Below are 26,246 nucleotides of genomic sequence, written 5' to 3' on the forward strand. Positions count from 1 at the left end.
GCCTCACGACGCCCGAGACAGCGGTGACAACCAGCCACCCAACCCCGGGGTGCGGGGCGCGCGGTAGGAGGCCGGCCATCGGGACTGTCGCGTGGCCCGCCGCCTCAGCCCGGCGGCCGCGCTGTGGCCGTGCCGGCCGCCTGCGTCGCGGGGTAGCCACAGCAGGCCCCGTTGCGGTCGGGGGCCGCCCACGGCGTACCGGATGAGGGGTTCTATCCGCGACGGATCGCCGGGCCGCGATTCCACCAGAGGGACAGGCCGACCGCCGCGCTGACCAGCAGGGTGCCGAGCAGCAGGAACCAGACGCTGATCTCGACGTTCTGCCTGGTGAGGCCGAATTCGCGGGGCAGGTCGCCGAGGACGTCGGTGAGCTGCTCGGCGTCCTGGGCCTTGAAGTAGCGTCCGCCGGTCAGGTCGGCGACCTCGGTCAGCGCCTCCTCGTCGATCTCGCGGTTGCCGCCACCGCGGCCGCTGCCGCCGCCACCGAACCCGCCGCCGCCGAAGCCCCCGCCGCCGAACGCCGAGTCGCCGCTGACCTGGTCGGCGGTGCAGACCATCTGCTGTGGTTCGGTGGTGCCGAACCCGATCGTGTAGACGCGCAGGCGCCGGGCCGCGGCCTGTCCGGCGGCGGTGACCGGGTCGACACCGGTGGTGTTGGAGCCGTCGGTGAGGACCACGATGGTGTCCGGCTCGTAGTCGACCGTCGCGCCGTCCGGCACGGTGCCGTTGAGTTCGACGCCGGTCGCGGCCACGTCGGGGTTGATCTCGGCGATCGCGTCGATCGAGGTGAGGATGGCCTGGCCGATCGCGGTGCCGCGGGCGGTCTTGAGGTTGTCGATCGCCTCGAGCAGCGGATCCTTGTCGGTGGTCGGCGGGACCAGCAGGCCGGCGATGCCGGAGAAGGCGACCAGGCCGATCTTCGTGTCGCCCTCCTGCGCCTCGACGAACCCACGGGCCGCGTCGACGGCGACGGCCAGCCGGTTCGGGGCGATGTCGGTGTTGCACATCGATCCGGACACGTCGATGGCCAGCAGGATGGTGGTGTCGTTGGACGGGACCGCGACCGACGCCTGCGGCCGGGCGATACCGCCGGCCAGCGCGATCAGGCCGGCCAGGAACAGGTAGACGGGGATGCGGCGGCGCCAGGCGGTACGGCCGGGAAGTGCGGCCCGGATCAGGGCGACGCTGGACACGGTGATCGCGGTCCGTTTGCGGCGGCGGTTGAACCACCATCGGGCGAGCAGCAGCAGCGGCACGGCGAGTACCGCGGCCAGAGCCCAGGGCCAGCTCAGCGACATCAGACGATCCTTCCGTGCCAGCGGATGCCCAGCAGCCCGCCGAGCGTCAGGAGCAGCAGGGCGGCCGCCGCGAACGGGGCGGTCAGCTCGATCGGCTCCTTCTCCGTGGTCAGGCGCAGGTCGATGGACCGGGTGCTGTCGGCGAGCGCGGCCGCGTCGCCGGCCTGCTGGTACGCCCCACCGGTCACCTGCGCGACCGTGGTCAGCAGCGTCTCGTCCAGGGCGGTGCCCAGCTGGAAGCCGTCCACCTCGACGGTCGCGCCCCGGGCGGTGCCGACGCCGACGGTCTGGATCCGCACGCCGGCGGCCGCGGCCAGTTCGGCGGCGGCCTGTACGTCGGGTCCGCCGGTCTCCTCGCCGTCGGAGAACACGACGATCGTGGCCGACGGCCAGTAGCCGAGGTCCGGCGTGGTCGGCGCCGCCCCCTCCGCCGACGGGAGGCTGACCGGTTTGCCGGTGATCGTGCCGAGCGCGACGAGGATGGCCTGCCCGAGCGAGGTGCCGCCGCCCGGCGAGACCCGGCCGATCGCGGCGAGCGCGGCCGCGTGGTCGTCGGTGGGCGCCTGGGTGAGCAGCGCCTGGTTCCCGAAGACGAGCACGCCGACGTCGACGGTGTCCGGCTGGTCCTCGACGAACGCCTTCGCGGCCTCCTGCGCGGCACCGAGCCGGCTGGGCGCGACGTCGGCGGCGGACATGCTGTTGGAGACGTCGAAGGCGAGCAGGACGGTGCCGGCGACCCGGGGCACGGTGACCTCCGCCTGCGGGCGGGCCAGGCCGATGAGCATGACCGGAAGGGCGGTCAGGATCAGCGCGTACGGCAGATGCCGCCGGATCCCGCTGCTGTTGAGGGTGGCGAAGCCCGCCTTCCTGAGGGCGTCCGCGCGTCTTCTCTGCATCGTCACGTATCCGGCGACGGCGGCGACGCTGAGCAGGACGGCCACCCCGATCACGGCCGGATGGAGGAAGGTCACCGGCGTCTCCGTCCGGAGCGGCGGACCATGTCGACCAGGGTGGTCATCATGTCCTGGTCGGTGGTGATCCGGTGGGCGTCGACCCCGGCTTTGCGCATCCCGGCGGCCAGTTCGTCCTCGCGGGCGCCGACCTGTTCGGTGAGGCGGGCCCGCAGCAGCGGGTCGCTGGTGTCGACGAGCAGCTGCTCACCGGTCTCGGCGTCCTCGACGAGGATCAGGCCGAGGTCGGGGAGTTCGAGTTCGGCGGGGTCGACGACACGGATGACGACCACCTCGTGGCGGTGGGTGAGCTGGGCGAGGGGCCGGTCCCAGCCGGGGTCGCCGATGAAGTCGGACATCACGAAGACGAGGCTGCGCCGTTGGGCGGTGGTCGCGGCGGCCAACCGCAGCATCCCGGTCAGGTCGGTCGTCTGATCCGATTTCCTCGTGACGTCGGCGGTGGTCTCGCGGGCGATCCGCAGGACCTGGTCCCGGCCGGTCCGCGGCGGGATGATCCTGTGGGACCGGTTGTCGAACAGGATCGCCCCGACCCGGTTCCCGCCCTGGGAGATCAGCCTGGCGATGCTGACCGCCAGGGTCGCCGCGGTCGACTCCTTGCCGGCGCCCCCGCCGAAGCGCATCGACGCCGACCGGTCGATCACCATCCAGGCCGTCATCTCCCGGTCCTCGGTGTACTGCCGGACGAACGGCTCGTCGAGGCGTGCCGTGACGTTCCAGTCGATGTGCCGGACGTCGTCCTCCGGCGTATACGCCCGCAGGTCGGTGAAGTCGAGCCCGGCGCCGTGCCACACGGTCCGGTAGGAGCCCTGAAGGCGCCCGTCGAGGCGGCGCCCGAGTTTCCACTCCAGGCGCCGCAGCAGCCGGTCCGGGGCGGTGGTCATCTAGCGGCCCCGGCCGGCGGGCTCCGGGAACGACAGGTTCGCCATGATCTTCGAGATGATCAGATCGGCGGTGACCTCGTCGGAGAGCGCCTCGTAGGAGAGCACGAGCCGGTGCCGCAGTACGTCGAGGGCCAGGTCGCCGAGGTCCTCGGGCACCACGTACTCGCGGCCGCGGATGTACGCCAGCGCCCGCCCGGCCAGCACCAGGCTGATCGACGATCGTGGGCTGGCGCCGAAGGTGACGTAACGGGCCATGTCGGTGAGGCCGGCCCGGCCCGGGTCGCGGGTGGCGTGCGCGAGGTTCACCGCGTACTCGATCAGGGACGGGTCGACGTAGACCTTGTCGACCTCCTCCTGGAGCCCGGTGAGGACGACCGGGTCGATGATCTTCTGGATCACGGCGGCCCGGCCGAGAGCCCGCTCGACGACCACGAACTCCTCGGTCACGCTCGGATAGCCGACCACGACCTTCATCATGAACCGGTCGACCTGCGCCTCGGGCAGCGGATAGACGCCCTCGTTCTCGATCGGGTTCTGGGTGGCCATGACCAGGAACGGGTTCGGCAGCTTGTGGGTCTCGCGGCCGATGGTGACCTGCCGCTCCTGCATCGTCTCCAGCAGCGCGCTCTGCACCTTGGCGGGCGCCCGGTTGATTTCGTCGGCCAGCAGCAGGTTGGTGAAGACCGGGCCGAGCTGCACCTGGAACTCGCCGCTCTTCTGGTTGTAGACACGGGTGCCGACGATGTCCGCGGGCACCAGATCGGGGGTGAACTGCACCCGGTGGAAGTCACCGCCGATCGCCTCGGCCAGCGACTTGACGGCCAGCGTCTTGGCCAGGCCGGGGACGCCCTCGACCAGGATGTGCCCGCGGGCCAGCAGTGCCACGATGAGCCGTTCGAGCAGGTTGTCCTGGCCGACGATGGTCTTCTTGACCTCGTACAGGACCTTCTCGATCGGGCCGGCGGCGGCGGGCGGGGCGTCGGTCCAGCTCATTTTTTCCGTCGCTTTCGTTGTCAGAGGGGAGGCGACTGGCCGTCGCCCTCGCCGGTGCCGCCGAGGGCCGCGCCGATCGGGACGGCGAAGCCGATGCCGATGAAGGTCCCGGCGCCGCTCGGGTTGGCCAGCGCGATGACGATGCCGACCACCTGCCCGCGGTCGTTGATCAGTGGACCGCCCGAGTTGCCCGGGTTGACGGCCGCGTCGAACTGGATGAGGCCCTCGATGTCGGACTCGCCCCCGTCGCGGTTGAGCACACGATCGAGGCCGGAGACGACGCCGCTGCTGGTGCTGAAGGTCAGGCCGAGCGGGTTGCCGATCGCCACCACGTCGTCGCCGATCCCGCTGCCGCCGCCGAGCACCGCCGGGACCAGGGTCTCCGGCAGCTTGTCGGGGGTGAGGGTGGCGATGTCCCGCGCCGGGTCCTCGCTCGCCGGCTGGGCGGCCGCCCTGGTGCCGTCGGCGTAGGTCAGCTCGATGCTCTCGGCGCCGTCGACCACGTGCAGCGCGGTCAGGATCGTCCCGTCGGCGTTGGCGATCACCCCGGTGCCGGTGCCGGCCTCCAGGCGGTTCTGCGAGTCGTGCCCGGTGGTCCGGATCAGCACCACCGACGGGGTGAGCGCCCGGTAGATCTCGGCCACCGTGAGGGGTGCCGCCGACGCCGACGGCGAGGCCGCGGGGCGGGCCGCGGCCGGCGCCTGCCCATTACCCCCGCCGCGGACGGCCACGAGCACCGTGATCGCCACGGCCCAGGCCACGATCGCCCCGATGAGCACCCGGCGGCGCAGCTCAGGAGTGTTCCATCGGCTCTTCGGCTCCTCCGGAACGGGCTCCGGCGCGGCGGGCCCGTCCGGGCGGAGCACCGTCATCACGATGCGACCGCCTGACTCTGCATCCATCGACCCTAGAAGCGTTTCCTAGGAATTCGCCATGAGAGTTCTGATGGTTTCCGGTACGCGAATTCCACCACAGGTTCCTGAACCTGGCATATCGCCGCCTTGTCGGCACTCCGGTGGAATGCAAGGGTATCGAAGAAGTCCGATGTTAACGGGGATATGGAGGCACCACATGGCACGCGCCCGCAATCTCGCCGTGGCCGCTGCGGCCGGCATGACGATCTCGGCCGGCCTGCTCGCGTCACCGGCACAGGCCGCGACCGACTCGTTCACCCTCTGCGCCTACCCGCTGAACTGCTCGGCGGCGTCGGTGAGCGGCTCGGTGAACTGGGACACCAACGTCCTGTCCGCCACGGCGGTCAACAACTCGTACAGCTCGGTCACCGTGACCGTCACGAGGGCGAGCACCACCACGCGGGTCACCGTGCTGCGCGGCGGCCGGTCGGCCTTCACCGGGACGATCGCGGCGACCGACCCGAGCGTGCAGGTCCGGCTCTGCCCGGCGGCCACCACGTGCACGTCGGTCACGCTGACCCGCCACTAGAGCAACGCATGCGGGGGCGGCACCCTCACGGTGCCGCCCCCGAGGTGTGCGTGGTGAGCGATCAGCCCAGCAGGGTGACCTTGGCCGAGTCCAGGTCGTAACGGGCGCCGACGACCTTCATGTGCCCGGCCTCGACCTTCTCACGGAGGATGGCGCTCTGCGCCAGAAGAGCGGCGGCCTGGGCCTTCACGTTCGCCTGGACACCCTTCTCGACGGCGTCCGGGTCGTTGGCGTACGGCCCGACGACCGGAGTGAGCGCGTCGACGATCGTCTGGATGTGACCGGGCGCCGAACCGCCGGAGCGCACGCAGCCCTGGGTGGCCGCGACCGCGCCGCACCGCTCGTGGCCGAGCACCATGACCAGCGGCGGCACGAACTCCTCGGCCGCGTACTCCATGCTGCCCAGCAGGAGCGAGTCCACCACGTTGCCGGCGACCCGGTTCACGAACAGGTCACCGAGGCCCTGGTCGAACAGCAGCTCGGGAGCGACCCGCGAGTCCGCGCAGCTCAGGATGATCGCGACCGGGTGCTGGCCCTTCGCGATGGCCCCGATCCGCTCGCGGCTCAGGTGCGGGTGCTTGGCCTTGCCGGAGATGAAGCGCTTGTTGCCGGCCATCAGGTTCGCGAGGACCTTCTCCGGGGACATGCCCGGTTCCGTGGCCATCGCGGCCGAGGATGCGAGACCGCCCAGGGCGATCGATCCGGCAACGGCACCGCTCGCACCGAGGAAGTGGCGGCGGTGGAGCTTCGACTGCAGCAATGGACTCTCCTGAACATTCGTCGGCGGTTACGCCCCGACTGTTCGGCCCGCGCGGGCCGCGCCGAAGGGGTGCAACCGAATGCCTACCGACCGCTACCACTCGGTAACGCGAGTGCGTAGCGTGGCCCTCAGGAGGGGGTGTGCGATGAGCACGAACGTCTCGGAGAAACAGGCACGGCAGACGGCTGAGGCCGCCCGCGAGTCCGAGTGGCGACAGCCCAGCTTCGGCAAGGAACTCTTCCTGGGCCGCTTCCGTCTCGACCTGATCCACCCACGGCCGGCACCCACGCCACGGCCGGAGTTCCTCGACCGCCTGGCGGAGTACCTGCGCTCCGAGGTGGACGGTGCCCGCATCGAGCGGGAGGCGCGCATCCCCGACGAGGTCTTCCACGGTCTCGCGGCTCTCGGCGCGTTCGGGATGAAGATCGACCGGGAGTACGGCGGTCTCGGACTGTCCCACCTGCACTACTGCCAGGCGCTGACGATGACCGGCTCGGTGAACGCGGCGGTCGGGGCGCTGCTCTCCGCGCACCAGTCGATCGGCGTACCGCAGCCGCTGAAGATGTTCGGCACACCCGAGCAGAAGAAGGCGTTCCTGCCCCGGCTGGCGGCCGGTGAGGTGTCCGCGTTCCTGCTCACCGAGCCGGACGTCGGTTCCGACCCGGCCCGGCTCGGCACGGTGGCCGAGCCGGTCGAGGGCGGCTTCCGGCTCAACGGCGTGAAGCTGTGGGCCACCAACGGCACGGTAGCCACCCTGCTCGTGGTGATGGCCCGCGTCCCGGAGAAGGGCATCACCGCGTTCGTGGTCGAGGGCGATTCGCCGGGCATCACGGTGGAGCGGCGCAACGCCTTCCTCGGCCTGCGCGGCCTGGAGAACAGCGTGACTCGCTTCCACGACGTGTTCGTGCCCGAGGCGAACGTGATCGGTGGGCTCGGCCGGGGCCTGCGGATCGCGCTGACCACACTGAACACCGGCCGGCTGTCCCTGCCGGCGATGTGTGTGGGCGCCGGTAAACGGGCGCTGGCGATCGCCCGTGAGTGGTCGGCGGACCGGGTGCAGTGGGGCCGGCCGGTCGGCTCGCACGAGGCGGTGGCCAAGAAGATCGCGTTCATCGCGGCGTCCACCTACGCCATGGAGTCCATGCTGGACCTGTGCTGCCTGATCGCCGACGACCAGCGCAACGACATCCGGATCGAGGCGGCGCTGGTCAAGCTGTTCGCCAGTGAGATCGCCTGGCAGGTCGCCGACGAGCTGGTCCAGATCCGCGGCGGCCGGGGCTACGAGACGGCCGAGTCGCTGACCGCCCGTGGCGAGCGGCCCTCGGAGACCGAGCAGATTCTGCGGGACCTGCGGATCAACCGGATCTTCGAGGGCTCGACCGAGATCATGCACCTGCTGATCGCCCGGGAGGCGGTGGACGCGCACCTCTCGGTGGCGGGCGACATCATCGACCCGGAGGCGGATCTGGGCCGCAAGGCACGCGCCGGGGCGCGGGCCGGGGCGTTCTACGCGCGGTGGCTGCCCACCCTCGCGGTGGGCCAGGGTCAGAATCCCTCGGCGTACGGCGAGTTCGGCCCCCTGGCGGCCCATCTGCGGTACGTGGAGCGCACGTCCCGCAAGCTGGCCCGGTCGACGTTCTGGGGGATGTCCCGCTGGCAGGGACGGCTGGAACGCAAGCAGGCGTTCCTGGGCCGGATAGTGGACATCGGCGCCGAACTGTTCGCCATGTCGGCGGTCTGCGTGCGGGCCCGGGCCGAGCGCGACGACCGCCCCGAGGGCCGTGAGCTGGCCGACCTGTTCTGCCGGCAGGCCCGGCTCCGGGTCGAGGCGAGGTTCGCCGCCCTGTGGGACAACACCGACCGCCTGGACGTGACGGCCGCCGAGCGGGTGCTGGCCGGCCGCTACACCTTCCTGGAGGAGGGTGTGATCGCCCCCGCGTCGGACGCGCCCTGGGTGGCCCCGTGGTCGCCGGGCGCGAGCACCGTCGAGGACGTGCGCCGGCGCCTGCGATGAGCGACGTCCCCGGGCCCGCGCGGGCCCGGGGACGTGTTCGTCCTCGTCTCAGCTGGTGACCGGCTCACCCGGCACGACGAACAGCGGCTTCCACGGGTCGTCCGGACTGATCGGGTACTCGGTCGACGGGGCGTCGCCGGTGCTGGTCCAGCGGGCCTCGTACGGCAGCCCCTCGAAGAGCACCTTCTGCCCGCGGGAGTAGACCGTCTCCGGGTTCCACTGGTCGGTCACCCCGGTGACCGTCGGGCTCGGTGACGGCGCCACGTCGGTCGAGGTCACCGGGCCGATCACCGACCACGGGGTGGGTGTGGCCGAGTCGCCGCCGGCTGACGGGTCGGTGCCCTGGTTGGCCCACTTGGCCTCGTAGACGACACCGTGCCAGACGACCTTGTAGCCGCGCACGTACTGGGCGGTGAGCCGCCACACCGGGTACGGGCTCTTCGCCGGGTCGTCGGTGACCGACGACTGCTCCGGGATGGTCACCGCGTCCCGCCCGGAGTCGCCCACGATGGCGCCCGGCAGGTCGGCGAAGACCTTGGAGAACGCCAGCTTCTCCTGGGAGACGCCGCTGCACGTGTTGGAGTGGACGACCACGTTGGTGAAGGTGCCGGTGCACGGGGCGTCCCGGTTCAGCGACCACATCGACACCCGGCCGAGGCCGTTGTCGACGGCGAAGGCGGCCAGCCCCTGCGCGTCGGCGACGGTGAACCGCTCGGCGTCGATGTCGTTCTGCCCGATCATCGGGGTGGCCCCGATCCGCGACCACACCTCGGGCCCGGTCAGCTGCACACCGAGCCGCAGGTAGAGGTCGGACAGCTGCTTGTGGGTGGCCTCCAGCGCGCTCTCGCCGAGCTCCAGCATGTCCGGGCTGGAACCGCCGGTGCCGTAGTCCATGATCATGACGTTGACGCCGCGCAGCGCGACCCCACCCTCCAGGGTGGTCCGTACCGCGGCGATGCCGTCGACGGTGAGACCGGTCGGGGCGACCGGCAGGGTCATCCACACGTCCAGGTTCTCGCCGGCCGCCTTCCGCTCGGCCTGCAGCGTCTTCAACGCGAGGGCGCGGCGCTGCAGGGAGGCCTGGTCGGCGACGGCGGTGCCCTCGATGTCCAGGTCCAGGGTGTCGAGCTGGTAGCGGCGCACCAGTTGCCGGTAGGCGTCGGTCAGCCGCGCCTGGTCGGTGCAGGCCACCGCCAGCTCGGTGTTGGTCAGGCCGCCGACGCTGAGCATGACGTCGCCGCCCGCCGCCCGCAGCTGTTCGATCCGGCGGTCCAGCTCCAGCGACGCGGCCGCCTCGTCCGGCGTGTAGGCGCCGCCCCAGCTGGGCGCGCACCCGTCCTCGGGGTCGGCGACCACGAACGCGAGGGCCACGTCGTTGGCCGGGTTCACCGCCGGGTCCTGGAACTCGAACGTCGGGGTGAGCGTGACGTCGACGTACGGCACCGCCCATGATTTGACGGCCGGGCCGGCGTTGTCCCGGTAGTGCACCACCGCGGCCGCACCACCGGCGCCGAGCCCGGCCACCACCAGGATCAGGAAACCGAGCCGCAGCCAGGACAGCTTCTGCGCCGGCGCGTCGGGTTCCTGCCAGTCCGGGTCGGCGAGCGGGTCGTCCGGTTCCGGCCGCGCCAACTGCGGGGTGGCGGTCTGCATGGTGGGCCTCTCGATCGCGGGTCTTCGTCGGCCTCTCGAATCGGCAGGTGCCGGCCCCGCTGAAGGCAACCGGCCGGAAACCTTCAAGCGACCCGGCTGACCGGCCGATGGTGCCGGTCGACGGGCACCGGCGGAACGCGCCGGGACCGGCGTCCCATCCCCAGTGAGAGGCCATCCCCATGCAGCGCACCCCGGTGGACCAACACCGGCCCGACACCCCTCGGCAGTGGGGCGCGGACCGGCGGTCGGCGCCCCACCCGCTGACTCCGCCGCCCGTCTCCGAAGGCCGGATCGCCCGCGGCCGGCTCGCGATCGTCCTGACCATCGCGGTCTGGGCCTGCTACATCGCCTACACGGTGTTCGAGCAGTTCGTCGTCGGCAAGGCGAGCGAGCCGAAACTCGTCGTCGAGGCGATCGTCTACATGCTGGTGGTCACCGCGCTGATGGGGTCGGCGATGGCCTACCTGATCACCCGGATCGGCTTCTTCTACCGCAGCCGGGCGCACCACCGGGTGCCGCGGATCGTGCTCGACCCGTTCCTGGCCGGCCCGACCCCGACGGTGACCGTTCTGGTGCCCTCCTATCAGGAGGACGAGCGGGTCATCCGGACCACGCTGCTGTCGGCGGCGCTCCAGGAGTACCCGGGTCTGCGGGTGACGCTGCTCATCGACGACCCGCAGCAGCCGAAGACGCGGGCCGCGCGTGACCTGCTGCTCGCCGCCCGCGCCCTGCCCGGCGCGATCGAATCCGAACTGGCCGTGCCGTTCAGCCGCGCGCAGAACGCCTACGACCGGTTCGAGACGGGGCTCGACAGCCGGGACACCCGCGTCACGACCGTCGACGACATGCGGGACCTCGCGGCCGAGTACCAGTCCGCGGTCGGCTGGCTGTACGGCCTGGGTCACCGGCAGGAGGTGGTCGACCACACCGACACCTTCTTCGTCGAGCACATCGTCAACCGGCTCGCCGGTGACCTCGGCACGATCGCCGAGGCTCTGGAGCGCGGCGCCGCCGAGGAGGCGGTCCTGCCGGTCGAGCGGATGATCCAGCTCTACCGCCGGCTGATGGCGATCTTCGACGCGACGGTGACGAGCTTCGAGCGCAAGCGGTACGTGTCGCTGTCGCCGGAGCCGAACAAGGCGATGAACCTGAACAGCTACATCGGCCTGATGGGTGGCAGCTACCAGGAGGTCAGCACCCCGATGGGGATCGCCCTGGTCTCCGCCGGGGCCGGCCGCGCCGAACTCACCATCCCGAACCCGGACTACGTGCTCACCCTGGACGCCGACAGCGTGCTGCTGCCGGAGTACGCGCTGCGGCTGGTGCACCTGATGGAGCAGGGCGCGTACGCCCAGTGCGCGGTGTCGCAGACGCCGTACAGCGCGTTCCCCGGCGCGGCGACCCGGCTGGAGCGGATCTCCGGGGCCACCACCGACATCCAGCACATCGTGCACCAGGGCATGACCCACTACGGTGCGACGTTCTGGGTCGGCGCGAACGCGGTGCTGCGCAAGAAGGCGCTCGACGACATCTGCGAGGCCGCCTACGAGGGCGACTGGGAGATCAAGCGGTACATCCAGGACCGTACGGTCATCGAGGACACCGAGTCGACGATCGACCTCGGGGTGCGCGGCTGGACGCTGTACAACTACCCGGAGCGGATGGCCTACAGCGCCACCCCGCCGGACTTCGGCTCGCTCGCCATCCAGCGGCAGCGCTGGGCCAACGGCGGCCTGCTCATCCTGTCCCGGCTCAAGGACCAGTTCCGGGCCAAGGCGGCACGCGGGCAGAAGAACCGCTTCGGTGAGCTGTTCCTCCGGGTGAACTACATGGCCTCCATCTTCTGGAGCTCCATCTGCCTGGTGATCATGCTGGCGTACCCGTTCAACGCCGACCTGCTCAACCCGGTGCTGCTGCTGGTGTCGGTGCCGTACTTCATGATGATGGCCGCCGACCTGAAGTACGTCGGCTACAAGCGCATGGACATCCTGCGCATCTACGGTTTCAACCTGATCCTGCTGCCGGTCAACCTCTCCGGCAGTTTCGCCTCGATCCTGCAGCTGCTGACCGGCGAGAAGAGCCAGTTCAAACGTACGCCGAAGGTCCGCAACCGGACGACGGCGGCGACCACCTACCTGCTCGCCCCGATCGCCCTGATCGCGCTCTGCGCCTACACCGTGGTCCGCGACGTCCAGCTGGGACAGTGGGCGAACCTGGTCTTCGCCGTGATCAACCTGGTCCTCGCCTCGTACGCGATGATCGCCTTCGTCGGCGTCGGCAACACCGTGGTCGACCTGCTCACCCACCTGAAGGGCTGGCTGTACCGCCCGGTGCAGCCGAAGAGGGCCCGCTCGGCCGCCCCGTCGGCGAAACCGGCCGCGGCCGGGCACGCCGAGAACCGTGCGATGGCCGGCGCGATCGGCGACTGGGCGTCGGTGCTGCACTACGGCGCCGAGGGCAACTCGCCCGGCATGGTCGCGGTCCGGTCGTCGCAGGCCGCCGCCGCCAGCCGCCGCGGTGCCCGGGCCCCGCAGGTGTCCAGCTCGTTCGAGGAGTACACCTTCTTCACCGTCTTCCAGCCGATCTTCGAGCTGGAGTCCGGCGAGGTGGCCGGCTACGAGGCGCTGACCCGGTTCGCCGACGGCAGCAGCCCCGACCAGGGTCTGGCCGACGCCCGGGCGCAGGGCCGGCACATCGACCTGGACGCCGCGCTGGTCCGGGCCGCGATGGCCTCGGCCGCCTCACTGCCGGAGGGCACCTGGCTGTCGGTCAACGTCTCGGCCGGGCTGCTGCGCCGGCCCCGGGAGCTGGAGCAACTGGTCGCCGAGAGCGACCGGCCGATCGTCCTGGAGATCGACGGCGCCGACCCGGACGACCTCACCGATCTGCCGGCCGGGGTGCGCATCGCGGTCGACGACGCCGGCGCCGGCTACGACAGCCTGGCCCGGATGGAGTCGCTGAAGCCGGCGTTCCTCAAACTGGGCCGCCAGTCGCTGACCGGGGTGGAGACCGAGGGTGCCCGGCGTGCGTCGATCCGGTCGCTCGTCGAGTTCGCCCGGGAGAACGGCTGCACCGTGATCGCCGAGGGCATCGAGTCGGCGCCTCAGCGGGACGCGCTGGCCGCCTGCGGCGTACCGCTGGGTCAGGGTTTCTATCTCGGCAAACCGGTGCCGCTGGAACGTGCCCTGGCCGACGCCGCCGGCCGCTGACCGCACAGAAGGGCCGCCCCCGTGGGGAGCGGCCCTTCTTCGTGTCGCGGGATCTCAGCCGCGGGAGATGGTGGTCATCTCGTCGCGGTCGACGACCTTGATCCGCTTGCGGCCGTGCGGCTCGCCGAGCGCGATCTCGTGGGCGTCCAGCAGCTGCCAGCCGGCCCAGGTGGTGATGGGCAGGCCGCGCTGCTCCAGGTAGGCGATCGGGGCGGCCGGGTCACCGTCGGGCGCGACCGGCAGCCGGCCCGCCGCCTCGTCCGCCAGGAGGCTGGCGACCGTCTCGCCGGAGCAGCCCTTGGTGTGACCGATCAGGCCGACCGGGCCACGCTTGATCCAGCCCGCCACGTAGGTGCCCGGCACGTGCTCACCGTCCAGGTCGATGACCCGGCCGGCGGCGTGCGGGATGGTGCCGGTACGGGTGTCGAACGGCAGGTCCGGCAGGGCACTGCTGAGGTAGCCGACGGCCCGGTAGACGGCCTGGACCGGCCAGTCGGTGAACTCGCCGGTGCCACGGACCCAGCCGTCGCCGGTCAGCTCCTGGGTCTCGGTGCGCAGGCCGACGACGCGGCCGTCCTCACCGAGCACCTCGACCGGCGCCTGGAGGAAGTACAGGTGCAGGCGGCGCGGCCGGTCCCGGGGGTCGCGGACCGCCCAGTTCTGCAGGATGTCGACGCACATCTTGATGTGCCGGGTCTGGCGCATCGCCTCCAGGCTGGCCTCGTCGAACTCGATGCCCTCCGGGTGGACGATCACCTCGACGTTCGGCGAGTGGTCCAGCTCCCGCAGCTCCTGCGGGGTGAACTTGACCTGCCCCGGGCCGCGGCGGGAGAACAGGTGCACGTCGGTGACCGGGCTCGCCTTCAGCGCCTGGTACACGTTGTCCGGGATCTCGGTGACCAGCAGCTCGTCGGCGGTCTTGGCGAGGATCCTGGCCACGTCGATGGCCACGTTGCCGGCGCCGATGACGGCGACCTCCCTGGCCTCCAGCGGCCACTCGCGCGGCACGTCCGGGTGGCCGTTGAACCAGGAGGCGAAGTCGGCGCCGCCGAAGCTGCCCTGGAGGTCGATGCCCGGGATGTCCAGCGAGCGGTCCTTCTCGGCACCGGTGGAGATCACCGTGGCATCGTAGAAGCGGTTCAGCTCCTCCGGCTTCACGTCGACGCCGTAGGAGACGTTGCCGACGAAGCGGATCCGCGGGTTGTCCAGGATCCGGAAGAGGGCGTTGACGATCTCCTTGATCCGGGGGTGGTCCGGCGCCACGCCGTACCGGATCAGGCCGTAAGGGGTGGGCAGCTTGTCGAAGATGTCGACGGTGACCGTCTCCGATGCCTTGATCAGATGGTCGGCGGCGTAGATACCGGCCGGACCGGCTCCGATGACGGCAACTCGCAGGGGGCGGTTCATGGTCGCTTCCTAACTCGCGCGCTTCGATTCCGTCAGGCAAGATCGACGGCAGGCCAGAGCGACTGTAAAACCTCAACCTAGGTTCAGATCAAAGCGACCCCGATCCACAAACCCCCCAAACCGGACTTAGGGCACCCTTACGCAAGTCGCTGAGCAGGGAAAACAGCAATTTCTGTGTGACCGGTCTCCCCCACACCGACCGTCCCGCCCTACAGGAACGAGGCCCCCCGGGGCATCGACGCCCCTTGTTAGACTTCGACACTTCCGCCGGAGTTCGGCGACCACGGGGGGACGATGGACGAGCTGCTGGACCCCGACGCCTCACAGGCCTACCTCCGCGGCTGGCAGGAGCGCATCGCCCGCAACGCCGCGAACGCCCGCGACGCCGCCGACCGGATCGCCGCCGTCCGCGCCACCGCCGGCGACGGCAACGGCCTCACCGAGGTGACCGTCGACTCCACCGGCACACTCCTCGACATCCGCTTCACCGACCGCATCCACCGCGTCCCACCCGACGCCGTCGCCCGCGCGGTCCTCGCCGCGTCCGCCGCCGCCCGGCGGACCGCCGCCGAACAGTCCCGCGCCGTCGTCACCGAGACGCTCGGCCCCGACTCACCGGCGGCCCGGGCCATCACCGCCCAGATCGACGCCCGTGCGGCCACCGACCACGGACGACGGGAGGGTCACCGTGCCTGACGGGTTCTCCGCGGACACGGAGCAGATCCGCGAGCATGCGGCGAAGATCGCCGAGGTCCGCGACAGGTTCGCCGCGGTCACGGCCGCGAGCGCGGCCATCACCCGCGACGACGCCGCCTACGGCCTGCTGTGCGGGTGGATGTCCGGGATCCTGGAGGAGCGGCACGAGGCCCAGAAGACCATTCTCTCGTACGTCGAGGAGAACCTCCGCCTGGCGCAGGAGGCTCTGATCCGTACCGGTCAGGACTATGCCGCCACCGACACGGCCGCCGCGGACCGTATCCGCCGTGCCGGGAACCTCTGAGGGGCCCGCCGATGACCCTCGTCGCCGCCACCACGTCCACCACCACGGGCACCACCGGGTTGTCCCTGGCGGAGAGCTTCCAGGGCGCCCGGGAAGCCGTGGAGAGCGGCAGCTGGGCGGACCGGGCCCTGGCCGGCGGCGCGTTCGCCGCCGAGACCGTCGCCACGGTGATCGACCCGTTCAGTGCCCTGCTCGCCAACGGCCTCGGCTGGGCGATGGAACACTTCGCGCCGCTCCGGGAGATCCTCGACAGACTCGCCGGTCTCCCCGACCTGGTCGCCGCCCACGCCGCCACCTGGCAGAACATGGCAGGCGAACTCCACTCGATGGCCGCCGACCTGCAGGGCTGCCTGTCCACCGGCCTCCCCGACTGGCAGGGCACCGCCGCCACCACCTACCAGAACCTGATGGCGAACAACGTCGACGTCCTCGACGGGCTGGGCGTCCTGGCCACCACCATGTCATCGGCCACCCGGGCCGCCGGCAACCTGGTCACGTTCACCCGGGACCTGGTCCGCGACCTGATCGCCGACCTGGTCGCCCGCGTGATCGTCTGGGCCGGCGAGGCCCTCCTGATCGTCACCATCCCGGTGGTGGCCGCCCAGATCGCCTCGGCGGTCGTCAAGTGGGCCGGCCGGATCGCCTCGTACACGAGCGCCCTCGTCACCAGCCTCACCAACCTGACCCGCCTCCTCAACGGCTGAGCCCCGCCGATGACCCCGAGACCCCGCGGCACCGGCGGCGGCGACACCCCGGACGGCCCCGGAAGCGGCCCACGCCCCCACGGCGGCGCCCCTTCGGGAGGCGGCGGCGTCCGCTCGAACGAGGCCGCCGCCATGGCCACCGCCCACCAGGGCCGAGCCGGTAACGGGCCGGCCGCCACCCCCTTCGACGTCGCGCGCGGTCAGCCCGACCACCTGCACACCCGGATGACCGGCACCCCCGGCGGCACGCCCACCGGCCCTCTCACCGAGGTCAGGGCAGGGCCTGACGTCACCGTCCGGCGCTCCGACGAAATGGAGAACTCGGCGGCCGCGCTTCTGGCGGATTCGGGATATCGCATTCACCAGAACCCCACGCGTGGGGAGGTCGCGCAGGCACGGGCCAACACCGGGGACACCGGCCTACCCACGAAGAACCCGGACTACCTGATCGAGGGACGCGTGTTCGACTGCTACTCGCCGACGGAGCCGGAGAAGTCGCTACGAGGCATCTGGACCGAGACCAAGAACAAGGTCGTGAAGGAGCAGACTCAACGTGTCGTGGTGAACCTGGAGGATTGGCGAGGCGACGTGCGAGACCTCCAGCGACAGTTCGACGGCTGGCCCATCAACGGACTCAAAGAGGTCAAGGTCATCACGCCACACGGCGAGATCGTGCAGATCGACCTTCCCTCACCGAGCGATCGAGAGTGAACCATGTCGCTTGACTACACCCTCACCCTGGCGAGCGGCGCGACCGCTGCGCAAATCGCTGCGCGCATGCCGCCGGAACAGCCGGAGTGGACGCCGGGCACCGGTTCCGTGCTGACGGCAGACCTCTATCAGACCCTTGGCATCGACATCTCGCTGTGGGCTGATCGCCACGGCTACGTCGACGCCATGTCGGATGAAGGCCTGTTCGAATGGGAGCCGGACCCCCTCGTCACGGTGATCTTCAATCTCGATGGACCGATCGATCGCGAGCAGGCGGCAGCGAACATGATCAAAATCGTCCACGGATTGCTGGAGTCCGGACCGGAGGATGCGACGCTCGTCATCAACGGCGATCTCCTGCTGGTCGCCCGATTCGACGGAAAGATCGCGAAGCACAACCGCGAGCGCTGGTGGTCGGCATATCCGGCCGCCGACAGGGTCATCCCCGGCTAGCCGCAAGATCATCGGACGGCGTCTGTTTGCGCGGGGGACGGGAAACGGCCATGTGGTGCTGGGCTTGTGCCCGGCTGGAGGTTCCAGACTTAGTGATCGTTCGGGTTACCGATCGGTAGCCCGGGCGCCCACCGGCAGCCCGTCCCCGGGGCGGGCCGTTCGAAGGAGCCCCGATGTCCGCGACACCACCGGTTGCGACTACCGCCGCTCACCACTCCCCCGTCCGCATCCGACCGTTCCGGGTCATTCTGGCCGCGGTTCTCTCGCTCGCCCTCGTCGTCGTCGGGGCGGGACCCGCCCACGCCGTGACCGCCGCCGAGAAGATCACGGTGCTCACCTCGTTCACCCAGACGTCCGCCGCCTCCTACCACGCCTGGAACACGGCCCGGAAGAATCCGGGTGACTGGTCGGCCTACGGGTTCGACTGGGGCACCGATTTCTGTTCGGCGAGCCCGGACAGGCCTCTCGGTTTCGATTTCACCCTGTCCTGTCACCGTCATGACTTCGGCTACCGCAACTACAAGGCGGCGGGCGCGTTCACCGACGCCAACAAGCGCCTCGTCGACACGGCTTTCCACGCCGACCTGAAACGCAAGTGCGCCGGCTACTCGACGGTGGTCCGCCCGGCCTGCCTCAGCCTGGCGTGGACGTATTACCAGGCGGTCACGATATTCGGTTCGCTGGCTTCGGTGGACGAGTCCGACGTGGCGGCGGCCGCCGAGCTGATCTGACCCGCGCCACGGAACGGACGGCGGCCGCCCGCGGGGAGACGGCCGCCGTCCGCCCGTACCGTCAGAGCTCTCCGAACGGGGTGGGGATGCGGCGCGGACGCGATTCCGGATCGCGGTAGCCCTTCGGGCTCTGCCGTTTCGGCAGGGTGATGGTGCGGGGTTTGAGCGGCTCGTACGGAACCTGGCTCAACAGGTGCGTGATGATGTTGAGCCGGGCGCGCTTCTTGTCGTCGGCGCCGGCGACGAACCAGGGTGCCCACGCGGTGTCGGTGGCGGCGAGCATCGCGTCGCGCGCCCGCGAGTAGTCGTGCCACCGGCTGTACGACTTGAGGTCCATGTCGGTGAGTTTCCAGACCTTGCGCGGATCGTCGATCCGGCTCTGCAGGCGCCGGGTCTGCTCGTCGGGGCTGACCTCCAGCCAGTATTTGAGCAGCAGGATCCCCGAGTCGGTCATCGCCTTCTCCCAGGCGGGAACGGTCTCCAGGAACCGCTCGGTCTCCTCCGGCCGGCAGAAACCCATCACATGCTCCACGCCGGCCCGGTTGTACCAGGACCGGTCGAAGATCACGACTTCACCGGCGGCCGGATAGTGCGCCATGTACCGCTGGGCGTACATCTGGCTCTTCTCCCGCTCGGTGGGCGTGGGCAGAGCCACGACCCGGAACACGCGCGGGCTGACCCGCTCGGTGATCCGTTTGATCGTGCCGCCCTTGCCGGCGGTGTCCCGGCCCTCGAAGACGACGCAGATCTTGGCGCCGGTGGCCCGGACCCACTCCTGCATCGCCACCAGCTCACCGTGCAGACGCCGCATCTCCTCCTCGTACACCTGCCGTTTCATCCGTGTCACGCCTTCGCCCTTCGGCGATTTCGGTTTCTTGGACATGGCATCGTCTCCGCGTCCTGGCCTCGGGCGGTGCCGGCGTACGGCATCCGCGCGACCCGGCTCCAGAGGCGGCCGGGCCCGCATCGCCGCAGTCTGGCCCCGCCACCACCCGCCGCACCTCACCCCCGGAAGATGACCCTCTGTCGGTCGGTGACGCCGGCGTTGCGGTCGTCCATCCAGGACGCGCTGGACGACTCGGAGTACTTCGTGCTTCTCGCCTCGCCGGAGGCGGCCGGATCGCCACCCACGGCTCACACGATGACTCTGCCGGGGAGCCCGGGCCGGGAACAGAAGAACCGCCTGTCGGATTCGACAGGCGGTTCGCGTGTACCTACTGGTGGGCGATACTGGGATCGAACCAGTGACCTCTTCCGTGTCAAGGAAGCGCGCTCCCGCTGCGCCAATCGCCCGCACAACAATGCGAGGTGGAGACGGGATTTGAACCCGTGTACACGGCTTTGCAGGCCGTTGCCTCGCCTCTCGGCCACTCCACCGTGGCGGCCGATGCAAGGATCAGCAACAGCCTTCTCCGAGCGGACGACGGGATTCGAACCCGCGACCCTCACCTTGGCAAGGTGATGCGCTACCAGCTGCGCTACGTCCGCTTGTCCCCCCAGGTTTCCCTGGCGACGGAAGAAACCTTAGCCGAGGCCGGGGCCGGATGCCAAAGCGCCCCCCGGTTTATACGCCGCGCCGCAGGTCAGAGCCCCTCCAGCAGATCACCGCGTCTCGTCCAGCAGCCGCCGCACCGCGGCGATCAGCTCGGACTGGAACGCGACGACGCTGCCGTCGACGACGCCGACCCGGTAGTCCGTTCCGGTCTCCGGGTCGTTCGCGCGCATCCCGTCGCGGACGCCGGCACTGCCGTCGGTGTGACCGGCGTGGTACGCCGCTAATGCTTCTTCCATGGGGGCCTCCTCGAACACGCGCGACAATCTCGCACGTCAGCCACATGCCGCAATACCGGCCGCCGGGCGGATCAGATCCACCCGACCCGGCAGGGGGACGTCAGCCGGACGTCAGTGCGCGACAGCCGGTGGGAGCAGCCTTCCTCCCCTGGGAGGACAACGGGGGAATCCGGTGCGGGGCCGGGGCGGACCTGCGGCACTACCGGCCGTGACCTGGACCGGGTGGTGGCCACGATCAGTTCCTTCCTCACCACACCGCGTTGACAGGGGCTTCCTGCCCGGCGCACAGAGTCCGCACATGCCGGCTCCGCACGATGGTCTTCGCCGACCTCCCGAGGAGCAACCGATGACAGTGAACGACCAGCTGACCTCCGACGCGCCGCGCGACCCGTGGGCCGCCGGAGCCGACGAACCCACCACGGCCACCGAGATCATCACCGCCGCCGACCGGCCGGACAAGTCCGCCGAAACGGTGGCCCCGATGATCGAGGGCCCGGTGGCCGGGACGACAGTGGCCGGGACGACAACCAGCGGGGCGCCGGGCGGTCCGCTTCCGCCGGCCGGGCCGCCGACGGCCGTGTGGGAGGCCCCGCCGCCCGCGGCGAGCAGGCCCGGGCGCAGCCCGAAAGTCGTCCTGATCGCCGCCGTCCTGGTGACCGCGATCGCCAGCTCCGGCATCACCGCGGGCGTCATGTCGGCGATCGGCGGCGGCACCCCCGCCGTCGCCACCCAGGACGGTTCCACCGGGCGGCAGGGCGGTCCCGGCGGCTTCGGTGGTGGGCCCCGCGGGGGCATGCCGGGCGACCAGGATTCGGGTACCACCCAGCAGGATTCAGGGACCACTCAGCAGGATCCCGGCACCACCCCAGAGCAGGACACGACCACCCAGGAAGGCACCACCGGCACCTGACGACCGTGGTGACGGCCCGGCTCGATACGTGAGCCGGGTCATCCACGCCGGTCTTGGGTAAAGCGCCCGCCGGCCCCGCCGATAGAAAGGCATGACCCACGTCCAGGCCACCGGCCATGCGCCCGTCACTCGGGCCGTTCTCGAGTTCCGGCTGCACCTGGGGGTCGGACTGACATTGCTAGCCGTCCTGCTCGCCGGCCCGGAGCAGCTGTCCTCCCCGATCATGGCCCTGCTCCTGGCGCAGGGGCTGGTCGCGATCCATCGGGGACCACGCCTGAACCGGCCGGACGACCTGACGCCGTGGCGGCACGTCCGCAACGCCTCCTGGTTCTTCGTCGTCAGCAGCCTGGTGCGGGTGGTCCGTGAGGTGGGCGGGCTGCCGGACTCGCTGGAGCTGCTGCCGGACCTGCTCACCGTACCGGCGTATCTGCTGGTCGGGCTCTGCTTCATGATCATGCTGCGGCAGCGGCGGGCCGACGACGACGACTCCGCGCGGGTCGACGCGCTGCTGCTGGGGCTCAGTACGGCGTTCCTCACCTGGACGTTCCTGATCGCCCCCCACCTGGCCGACGGGCTGAGCGGCTCCCGGCTGGTCAACGCGATGTTCCCGGTCTTCGACGTGACGATCCTGGTGCTGGCCGCCCGGCTGATGCTGTCGCGCGGCGTACGGCAGCCGGCGCTGTGGATGATGGTGCTCGCCTGCGGGGCCCTGTTCACCGGAGACCTGCTCTACTGCCTGCGGGAGGCGCTCGGGGTCGGCGGCATCCCGCAGCGGCTGGTCGACACGTCGCTGATGCTGATGTTCGTCCTGCTCACCGCGGCGGCGCTGCACCCGTCGATGCGCACGCTGACCGAGCCGCAGCAGGGTGTGACCCGTGACTTGAGCCGTGGCCGGATCGCGCTGATCGGGGCGATGGTGATCTTCCCGGTCGGGCTGACCGTGCTGATGCCGCCGGTCAGCATGGTGAGCAACCTGATCCGGGCGGCCCTGTGCCTGGCGGTGGTGCTGACGGTGCTGCTGCGGGTGATCCGCTCGAACAACTCACGGGCCCGTGCCGAGCGGATCAGCCGCCGGCGGGTCACCCACGACACGCTCACCGAGCTGCCCACCCGGGAGTTGCTCACCGAGACGGTGACGCTGTGGGCGGACCGGGCCGCCGCGGAACGGCTGGAGATCAGCCTGCTCTTCCTCGACCTCGACCGGTTCAAGATGATCAATGACAACTGGGGGCACCGGGTCGGTGACGAGCTGCTGCGGGCGGTCGCCGACCGGCTCACCCAGCAGGTACGCGCGGAGGACGTGGTCAGCCGCATCGGCGGCGACGAGTTCGTGGTGGCCCTGGCCGGGCCGCCCAGCGAACGGCTCGGCGAGCAACTGGCCGAGCGGCTGATCGCGGAGTTCAACAGGCCGTTCTCGCTGTCCATCGGTGACGTGGTGACGTCGGTGTCGATCGGCGTGGCGAAGTCCGCCGGTGACGTGCACGCACTGGACCTGATCCGGGACGCGGACACGTCGATGTACAAGGCGAAGAGCAACGGCCGCAACATGTACGCGCTCTTCGACGCCTCGATGCGGAATCAGGTGCAGGACCGGGTCCGGCTGGAGCAGGCGCTGCGCGGTGCGGTCGGGCGCGGGGAACTGGCCGCGCACTTCCAGCCGATCATCGACCTGGCCTCCGGGGAACTGGACGGTTTCGAGGCGCTGATGCGGTGGCACTCGCCGGAGCTCGGCCACGTGTCGCCGGTGCAGTTCATCCCGATCGCCGAGGAGACCGGGATGATCGAGGAGATGGGGTCGTGGCTGCTGCGCGAGTCGGTCCGGCAGCTGGCCGAGTGGACCGCCCGGCGCGGCCCGGACGCCCGGCCGCTGCACGTGTCGGTGAACGTCGCGGTGCGCCAGCTGCGTGACGGCTCGCTGGTACGCCTGGTCGACGACGCGCTGCGGGACCACGGGCTCGCCCCGTCCGCCCTGTGGCTGGAGATCACCGAGTCGGGGGTGATGGAGGACCTCGAGACGGCGCTGCTCACCCTGGACGCGCTGCGGGCGATGGGTGTCACCCTGTGCGTCGACGACTTCGGCACCGGCTACTCGTCGCTGAGCTACCTGCACCGGCTCCCGGTCGGCATCGTCAAGATCGACCGGTCGTTCATCTCGGGCGTCGGCGAGAACGGTGCCAAGGAGCCGATCGTGCGGGCGGTCCTCGCGATGACCCGGGCCATGGGGCACCGGGTGGTGGCCGAGGGCGTGGAGACCGAGGCCCAGCGTGACTGGCTGCGTGACCAGGGCTGTGACCTGGTGCAGGGCTGGCTCTACAGCAAGGCCGACCTGCCCGCCAACCTCACCGCGTGGATCGACCGGGCGCCCGCCCTGTCCGAGGCCTGAGCTGGACATGGACGGTGACGACTCGCACCCCTAGGCTGGGCCGGCGCGATGTCGTGTCCGAAGGGGAGAGTGGTGCGGTTCCGGCTTCTGGGTCCGGTCGAGGCGGCCGAGGAGGAGCGGGTCGTCGCGCTGGGCGCTCTCAAGCAGCGGCACCTGCTGGCCGCCCTGCTGTTCGACGGCGGGCACCCGGTCACCTTCGAGACCCTGATCGACCGTCTCTGGGGCGACGAGCCGCCCGCCGACGCGCGCGGCGCCCTGTACGGCTACGTGGCCCGGCTGCGCCGTGTGGTCAAGGACAGCACCGGCGTCACGCTGGTCCGCTGGTCGGGTGGCTACACACTCCAGGTCCCGGCGGGCTCGGTCGACCTGTTCCGGTTCCGGCAGCTGCTGGAGGCGGCCCGGACCGCGGGCCCCGACGAGCGGCTCGCCGTGCTGGAGGAGGCGCTCGGGCTGTGGCGTGGCGACGCGCTGGCCGGCCTGCCCGGCGAGTGGGCGCAGCGCACCCGGGAGAGCCTGGATCAGCATCGGCTGGGTGCGCTGGCGGACTGGGCGCTGACCGCGATCGCCCGGGGGCGGCATGCCGAGGCCGCCGACCGGCTGGCCGTCGCGCTGGCCCGGGACCCGCTGTGCGAGCCGTTGATCGCGGCGATGATGCGCGCGCTGCACGCCTCCGGCCGTACCGTCGAGGCTCTTGAGCTTTTCGCCCGTTCCCGCAATCGGATCATCGATGACCTGGGCACCGAGCCGGGTCCGCTGTTGCGCGAGGCGCACACCGGCGTGCTGCGCGCACCGGTCGCGGCGGTGCGGGAGGCGCGGCCGTTCCTGTTGCCGCCGGACCTGCCGGACTACACCGGGTTCGACCGTCCGGTCGCGGCGACCGTCGACGTCCTGCGCACGCCCGGCGCCAGCCCGGTGGTGGTCGTCTCGGGGCCGGGCGGGGCCGGGAAGACCGCGTTCGCGGTGCACGTGGCGCACGCCGTCCGCGACCACTATCCGGACGGGCTGCTCTTCCTCAACGTGGGCGGCGCCGACCCGCTGGAGCCGGCCGAGGCGCTGAGCCGCCTGCTGCGCATGCTCGGTGTCACCGACGCGGACGCCCAGGGCAATTCCGACCTGCGCGAACGCGAGACGCGCTACCGTGCCGAGCTGGCCGGGCGCCGGGTGCTGGTGGTCGTCGACGACGCCGTCGGTGCCCGGCAGATCCACCCGTTCCGGCCCGGTGACACCGGTTCGGCACTGCTCGTGACCAGCCGGAACCGGCTGGTCACGGTGCCCGCCACGAGCCGGGTCGAGCTGGGCATGATGACCGCCGCCGAGGCGCGGGCCCTGGTCACCCGGGTGATCGGAGCGGACCGCGCCGAGGCCGATCCACACCAGACCGAACGCCTGATCGGCCTGTGCGCGCGGCTGCCGCTCGCGGTCCGGGTCGCGGCGGCCCGGCTGGCGGCCCGCCCGCACTGGTCGGTGCGGCAACTCGCCGACCGGCTCGACGACGAGCGGCGACGGCTCGACGAACTGGCCGTCGACGACCTGGAGGTGCGGGCCGGCCTGGCCGTCGGCCACCGTGGACTGAGCCCGCCGGCACAGCTCGCGTTCCAGGCGCTGGGCTGTCTCGATCCGCCGGTGCTGACCGCGGTCACGGTGGCCGCGCTGCTGGACATCGGGCTGGACGAGGCCGACGACCTGGTCGAGGAGATCACCGACGCGCGGCTGCTGGACGTGGTCGGCTCGGACGGGCCGTTCACCCGGTACCGGATGCACGACCTGGTCCGGATCTACGCCGGTGAGCTGGCCCGGGCCGGCCCTCTGCGGGAGACCGTGACCGGTGCGGTCGCCGCGCTGCTGCGGCTGGTGGAACATCTGGCGCAGCAGCTGCCGGTGGCCACCCCGCGGCTCTACCATCCCGAGCTGCCGGAGCCGTCCGCGCACTGGGCGGCCACGATCGGCCGCATCGACCTGCCGCGGTGGTTCGACGCCGAGGAACCGGCACTGATCGCCGCGGTCGAGCGGGCCGCCTCCCTGGATCTGGTGGCGGCCGCCTGCGGCCTCGCCGACGCACTGGTGTTCGCGTCGTTCGCGGCCCGCAACAACTTCGACGGCTGGGAACGCACGCACACCGCGGCGGGCGCGGCGGCCCGCCGGGCCGGTGACCGGCTGGCCGAGGCGGCGATGGAGTGCGGCATCGGCCAGTTGCGGTACGCCCAGGACCGGTTCCCCGAGTCGCGCGCGCACTTCTCCCGTGCCGCCGAACTGTTCGAGGCGGCCGGCCACGACCGTGGGCAGGCGGTGGCCCTGAACGGGCTCGGCACGGTCGGCCGGGAGCTGGGCGAACACGCGATCGCCCTGCCGCAGATCAACCGGGCGCTGGCGATGCTGGACCGGCTCGGTGACGACGCCGGGGTGGCGCACGCCCACTACAGCCTCGGGTTCGCGCACCGGGAACTCGGCGACGACGAGATCGCGCTGGAGCATCTGGCGTCCGCGCTGACCCGCTACCGCAGGCTCGGCCACCGGCGGGGCGAGCTGATCGCGATCCGCGGGATGGGCCTGGTGCACCGGGCGCGCGGCGAACTCGGCCCCGCGGAGGAGTTCTGCTCGGCCGCGCACACCATCGCCACCGGTATCGGGGACACGCATCTGGCCGCGTACACCGCTCAGGCGCTGGCCAAGGTCTGGATCCGGCAGGGCGACCCGGACCGGGGCCTGGAACCGCTGCGGGTCGCGCTGGCCGCCACCACCGTGCGGCGCGACGGGCACGGGACGGCGCTGGTCACCCGAACCCTCGGTGAGCTGCACCTGGCCGCCGGCCGGTTGCCCGAGGCGGCCGAGTCGCTGGAGTCGGCGGCGCAGCAGTGGCGCGACATCGGCATGGAGCTCAGCCGGGCCCGCACGCTGCGTGATCTGGGCGCCGTCCGCTGCGCGGCCGGCGATCAC

Annotated in this window: 22 protein-coding genes, 3 tRNA genes and 1 pseudogene; 12 read left to right on the plus strand and 14 right to left on the minus strand. The window is 71.1% G+C overall.

Going from position 1 to position 26,246, the window contains the following annotated elements:
• Positions 1–212: 212 nt before the first annotated feature.
• The 5 genes from BC793_RS06385 to BC793_RS06405 are packed head-to-tail and all read right to left on the minus strand — an operon-like array spanning position 213 to position 5,045.
• Positions 213–1,298, minus strand: coding sequence for a VWA domain-containing protein (locus tag BC793_RS06385; protein WP_109590116.1), 1,086 nt, complete (start codon positions 1,296–1,298; stop codon positions 213–215).
• Entirely contained in the window at positions 1,298–2,269 is a 972-nt protein-coding gene (locus BC793_RS06390; RefSeq protein ID WP_109590118.1) for a VWA domain-containing protein, read from the minus strand. Before BC793_RS06390 ends, BC793_RS06385 begins: the two co-directional genes overlap by 1 nt.
• Complete coding sequence (locus BC793_RS06395; protein ID WP_109590120.1) at positions 2,266–3,150, minus strand: DUF58 domain-containing protein; 885 nt, start codon at positions 3,148–3,150, stop codon at positions 2,266–2,268. Before BC793_RS06395 ends, BC793_RS06390 begins: the two co-directional genes overlap by 4 nt.
• Positions 3,151–4,143, minus strand: a complete 993-nt coding sequence (locus BC793_RS06400) for an AAA family ATPase (protein ID WP_109590122.1) — start codon at positions 4,141–4,143, stop codon at positions 3,151–3,153.
• A 20-nt stretch (positions 4,144–4,163) separates the two neighbouring features.
• Entirely contained in the window at positions 4,164–5,045 is an 882-nt protein-coding gene (locus BC793_RS06405; RefSeq protein ID WP_239169668.1) for a S1C family serine protease, read from the minus strand.
• A 169-nt stretch (positions 5,046–5,214) separates the two neighbouring features.
• Between BC793_RS06405 and BC793_RS06410 the strand changes: the two genes are divergently transcribed.
• Complete coding sequence (locus BC793_RS06410; protein ID WP_109590126.1) at positions 5,215–5,586, plus strand: hypothetical protein; 372 nt, start codon at positions 5,215–5,217, stop codon at positions 5,584–5,586.
• A gap of 61 nt (positions 5,587–5,647) precedes the next feature.
• Here BC793_RS06410 and BC793_RS06415 read toward each other — a convergent pair whose 3' ends face one another.
• Positions 5,648–6,250 (minus strand): carbonic anhydrase, encoded by a 603-nt coding sequence (locus BC793_RS06415; protein WP_249037375.1) that lies wholly within the window; start codon positions 6,248–6,250, stop codon positions 5,648–5,650.
• 241 nt (positions 6,251–6,491) lie between these two features.
• Between BC793_RS06415 and BC793_RS06420 the strand changes: the two genes are divergently transcribed.
• Complete coding sequence (locus BC793_RS06420) at positions 6,492–8,360, plus strand: acyl-CoA dehydrogenase family protein (protein WP_109590129.1); 1,869 nt, start codon at positions 6,492–6,494, stop codon at positions 8,358–8,360.
• A gap of 48 nt (positions 8,361–8,408) precedes the next feature.
• Here the strand turns inward: BC793_RS06420 and BC793_RS06425 are convergent, their stop codons facing one another.
• Complete coding sequence (locus BC793_RS06425) at positions 8,409–10,013, minus strand: chitinase (RefSeq protein ID WP_109590131.1); 1,605 nt, start codon at positions 10,011–10,013, stop codon at positions 8,409–8,411.
• Positions 10,014–10,192: 179 nt separating this feature from the next.
• Here BC793_RS06425 and BC793_RS06430 point away from each other — a divergent pair, with 179 nt between their 5' ends.
• The gene (locus BC793_RS06430) at positions 10,193–13,222 is read left to right on the plus strand and encodes an EAL domain-containing protein (RefSeq protein ID WP_109590133.1); all 3,030 of its coding nucleotides are present in this window, start codon (positions 10,193–10,195) and stop codon (positions 13,220–13,222) included.
• Between the two features lie 54 nt (positions 13,223–13,276).
• Here BC793_RS06430 and BC793_RS06435 read toward each other — a convergent pair whose 3' ends face one another.
• Complete coding sequence (locus BC793_RS06435; RefSeq protein WP_203896016.1) at positions 13,277–14,629, minus strand: FAD-dependent oxidoreductase; 1,353 nt, start codon at positions 14,627–14,629, stop codon at positions 13,277–13,279.
• 294 nt (positions 14,630–14,923) lie between these two features.
• On the opposite strand from BC793_RS06435, the gene BC793_RS06440 reads away from it, so the two are divergent.
• The 6 genes from BC793_RS06440 (at position 14,924) to BC793_RS06465 (ending at position 18,228) form a co-directional block, all read left to right on the plus strand.
• Complete coding sequence (locus BC793_RS06440; protein ID WP_109590135.1) at positions 14,924–15,325, plus strand: YbaB/EbfC family nucleoid-associated protein; 402 nt, start codon at positions 14,924–14,926, stop codon at positions 15,323–15,325.
• Entirely contained in the window at positions 15,318–15,629 is a 312-nt protein-coding gene (locus BC793_RS06445; RefSeq protein WP_109590137.1) for a type VII secretion target, read from the plus strand. The genes BC793_RS06440 and BC793_RS06445 overlap by 8 nt, the downstream gene beginning before the upstream one ends.
• 11 nt (positions 15,630–15,640) lie before the next feature.
• Positions 15,641–16,333 carry a WXG100 family type VII secretion target gene (locus BC793_RS06450; RefSeq protein WP_109590139.1) on the plus strand — a complete coding sequence of 231 codons (693 nt, stop codon included), beginning with the start codon at positions 15,641–15,643 and terminating at the stop codon, positions 16,331–16,333.
• 312 nt (positions 16,334–16,645) lie between these two features.
• On the plus strand, positions 16,646–17,044 hold the full coding sequence (locus tag BC793_RS06455; RefSeq protein ID WP_109590416.1) for a CdiA C-terminal domain-containing protein: 399 nt from the start codon (positions 16,646–16,648) through the stop codon (positions 17,042–17,044).
• Between the two features lie 3 nt (positions 17,045–17,047).
• Positions 17,048–17,497 (plus strand): SitI3 family protein, encoded by a 450-nt coding sequence (locus tag BC793_RS06460; protein WP_109590141.1) that lies wholly within the window; start codon positions 17,048–17,050, stop codon positions 17,495–17,497.
• Between the two features lie 173 nt (positions 17,498–17,670).
• Entirely contained in the window at positions 17,671–18,228 is a 558-nt protein-coding gene (locus BC793_RS06465; RefSeq protein WP_109590143.1) for a phospholipase, read from the plus strand.
• Positions 18,229–18,289: 61 nt separating this feature from the next.
• On the opposite strand, the gene ppk2 is transcribed toward BC793_RS06465, so the two are convergent.
• From ppk2 to BC793_RS06490, 6 genes are all read right to left on the minus strand, one after another.
• Entirely contained in the window at positions 18,290–19,066 is a 777-nt protein-coding gene (ppk2, locus tag BC793_RS06470; RefSeq protein WP_239169669.1) for a polyphosphate kinase 2, read from the minus strand.
• 164 nt (positions 19,067–19,230) lie between these two features.
• Positions 19,231–19,359 carry a hypothetical protein gene (locus tag BC793_RS52220; RefSeq protein ID WP_275416076.1) on the minus strand — a complete coding sequence of 43 codons (129 nt, stop codon included), beginning with the start codon at positions 19,357–19,359 and terminating at the stop codon, positions 19,231–19,233.
• An 87-nt stretch (positions 19,360–19,446) separates the two neighbouring features.
• Positions 19,447–19,521, minus strand: a tRNA-Val gene (locus BC793_RS06475).
• Between the two features lie 13 nt (positions 19,522–19,534).
• A tRNA-Cys gene (locus BC793_RS06480) sits at positions 19,535–19,605 on the minus strand.
• 38 nt (positions 19,606–19,643) lie between these two features.
• Positions 19,644–19,716: transfer RNA gene (locus BC793_RS06485), tRNA-Gly, on the minus strand.
• Between the two features lie 114 nt (positions 19,717–19,830).
• Complete coding sequence (locus BC793_RS06490) at positions 19,831–20,019, minus strand: hypothetical protein (protein ID WP_109590418.1); 189 nt, start codon at positions 20,017–20,019, stop codon at positions 19,831–19,833.
• Between the two features lie 346 nt (positions 20,020–20,365).
• Here BC793_RS06490 and BC793_RS06495 point away from each other — a divergent pair, with 346 nt between their 5' ends.
• From BC793_RS06495 to BC793_RS06505, 3 genes and pseudogenes are all read left to right on the plus strand, one after another.
• Entirely contained in the window at positions 20,366–20,929 is a 564-nt protein-coding gene (locus tag BC793_RS06495) for a hypothetical protein (protein ID WP_146246196.1), read from the plus strand.
• Between the two features lie 91 nt (positions 20,930–21,020).
• Positions 21,021–23,312, plus strand: coding sequence for a putative bifunctional diguanylate cyclase/phosphodiesterase (locus tag BC793_RS06500; protein ID WP_109590149.1), 2,292 nt, complete (start codon positions 21,021–21,023; stop codon positions 23,310–23,312).
• Between the two features lie 48 nt (positions 23,313–23,360).
• Positions 23,361–26,246 (plus strand): annotated as a pseudogene (locus BC793_RS06505) (AfsR/SARP family transcriptional regulator); the annotation flags it as partial.

The sequence above is a fragment of the Actinoplanes xinjiangensis genome, assembly GCF_003148685.1.
Lineage (GTDB): Bacteria > Actinomycetota > Actinomycetes > Mycobacteriales > Micromonosporaceae > Actinoplanes > Actinoplanes xinjiangensis.

Excerpts from the sequence above, each read along its gene's own strand:
- BC793_RS06385 (WP_109590116.1), bottom strand. The coding sequence starts at position 1,298 with ATGTCGCTGAGCTGGCCCTGGGCTCTGGCCGCGGTACTCGCCGTGCCG.
- BC793_RS06395 (WP_109590120.1), bottom strand. The coding sequence starts at position 3,150 with ATGACCACCGCCCCGGACCGGCTGCTGCGGCGCCTGGAGTGGAAACTC.
- BC793_RS06400 (WP_109590122.1), bottom strand. The coding sequence starts at position 4,143 with ATGAGCTGGACCGACGCCCCGCCCGCCGCCGCCGGCCCGATCGAGAAG.
- BC793_RS06405 (WP_239169668.1), bottom strand. The coding sequence starts at position 5,045 with ATGGATGCAGAGTCAGGCGGTCGCATCGTGATGACGGTGCTCCGCCCG.
- BC793_RS06410 (WP_109590126.1), top strand. The coding sequence starts at position 5,215 with ATGGCACGCGCCCGCAATCTCGCCGTGGCCGCTGCGGCCGGCATGACG.
- BC793_RS06415 (WP_249037375.1), bottom strand. The coding sequence starts at position 6,250 with ATGGCCACGGAACCGGGCATGTCCCCGGAGAAGGTCCTCGCGAACCTG.
- BC793_RS06420 (WP_109590129.1), top strand. The coding sequence starts at position 6,492 with ATGAGCACGAACGTCTCGGAGAAACAGGCACGGCAGACGGCTGAGGCC.
- BC793_RS06425 (WP_109590131.1), bottom strand. The coding sequence starts at position 10,013 with ATGCAGACCGCCACCCCGCAGTTGGCGCGGCCGGAACCGGACGACCCG.
- BC793_RS06430 (WP_109590133.1), top strand. The coding sequence starts at position 10,193 with ATGCAGCGCACCCCGGTGGACCAACACCGGCCCGACACCCCTCGGCAG.
- BC793_RS06435 (WP_203896016.1), bottom strand. The coding sequence starts at position 14,629 with ATGAACCGCCCCCTGCGAGTTGCCGTCATCGGAGCCGGTCCGGCCGGT.
- BC793_RS06440 (WP_109590135.1), top strand. The coding sequence starts at position 14,924 with ATGGACGAGCTGCTGGACCCCGACGCCTCACAGGCCTACCTCCGCGGC.
- BC793_RS06450 (WP_109590139.1), top strand. The coding sequence starts at position 15,641 with ATGACCCTCGTCGCCGCCACCACGTCCACCACCACGGGCACCACCGGG.
- BC793_RS06455 (WP_109590416.1), top strand. The coding sequence starts at position 16,646 with ATGGAGAACTCGGCGGCCGCGCTTCTGGCGGATTCGGGATATCGCATT.
- BC793_RS06460 (WP_109590141.1), top strand. The coding sequence starts at position 17,048 with ATGTCGCTTGACTACACCCTCACCCTGGCGAGCGGCGCGACCGCTGCG.
- BC793_RS06465 (WP_109590143.1), top strand. The coding sequence starts at position 17,671 with ATGTCCGCGACACCACCGGTTGCGACTACCGCCGCTCACCACTCCCCC.
- ppk2 (WP_239169669.1), bottom strand. The coding sequence starts at position 19,066 with ATGAAACGGCAGGTGTACGAGGAGGAGATGCGGCGTCTGCACGGTGAG.
- BC793_RS06490 (WP_109590418.1), bottom strand. The coding sequence starts at position 20,019 with ATGGAAGAAGCATTAGCGGCGTACCACGCCGGTCACACCGACGGCAGT.
- BC793_RS06495 (WP_146246196.1), top strand. The coding sequence starts at position 20,366 with ATGACAGTGAACGACCAGCTGACCTCCGACGCGCCGCGCGACCCGTGG.
- BC793_RS06500 (WP_109590149.1), top strand. The coding sequence starts at position 21,021 with ATGACCCACGTCCAGGCCACCGGCCATGCGCCCGTCACTCGGGCCGTT.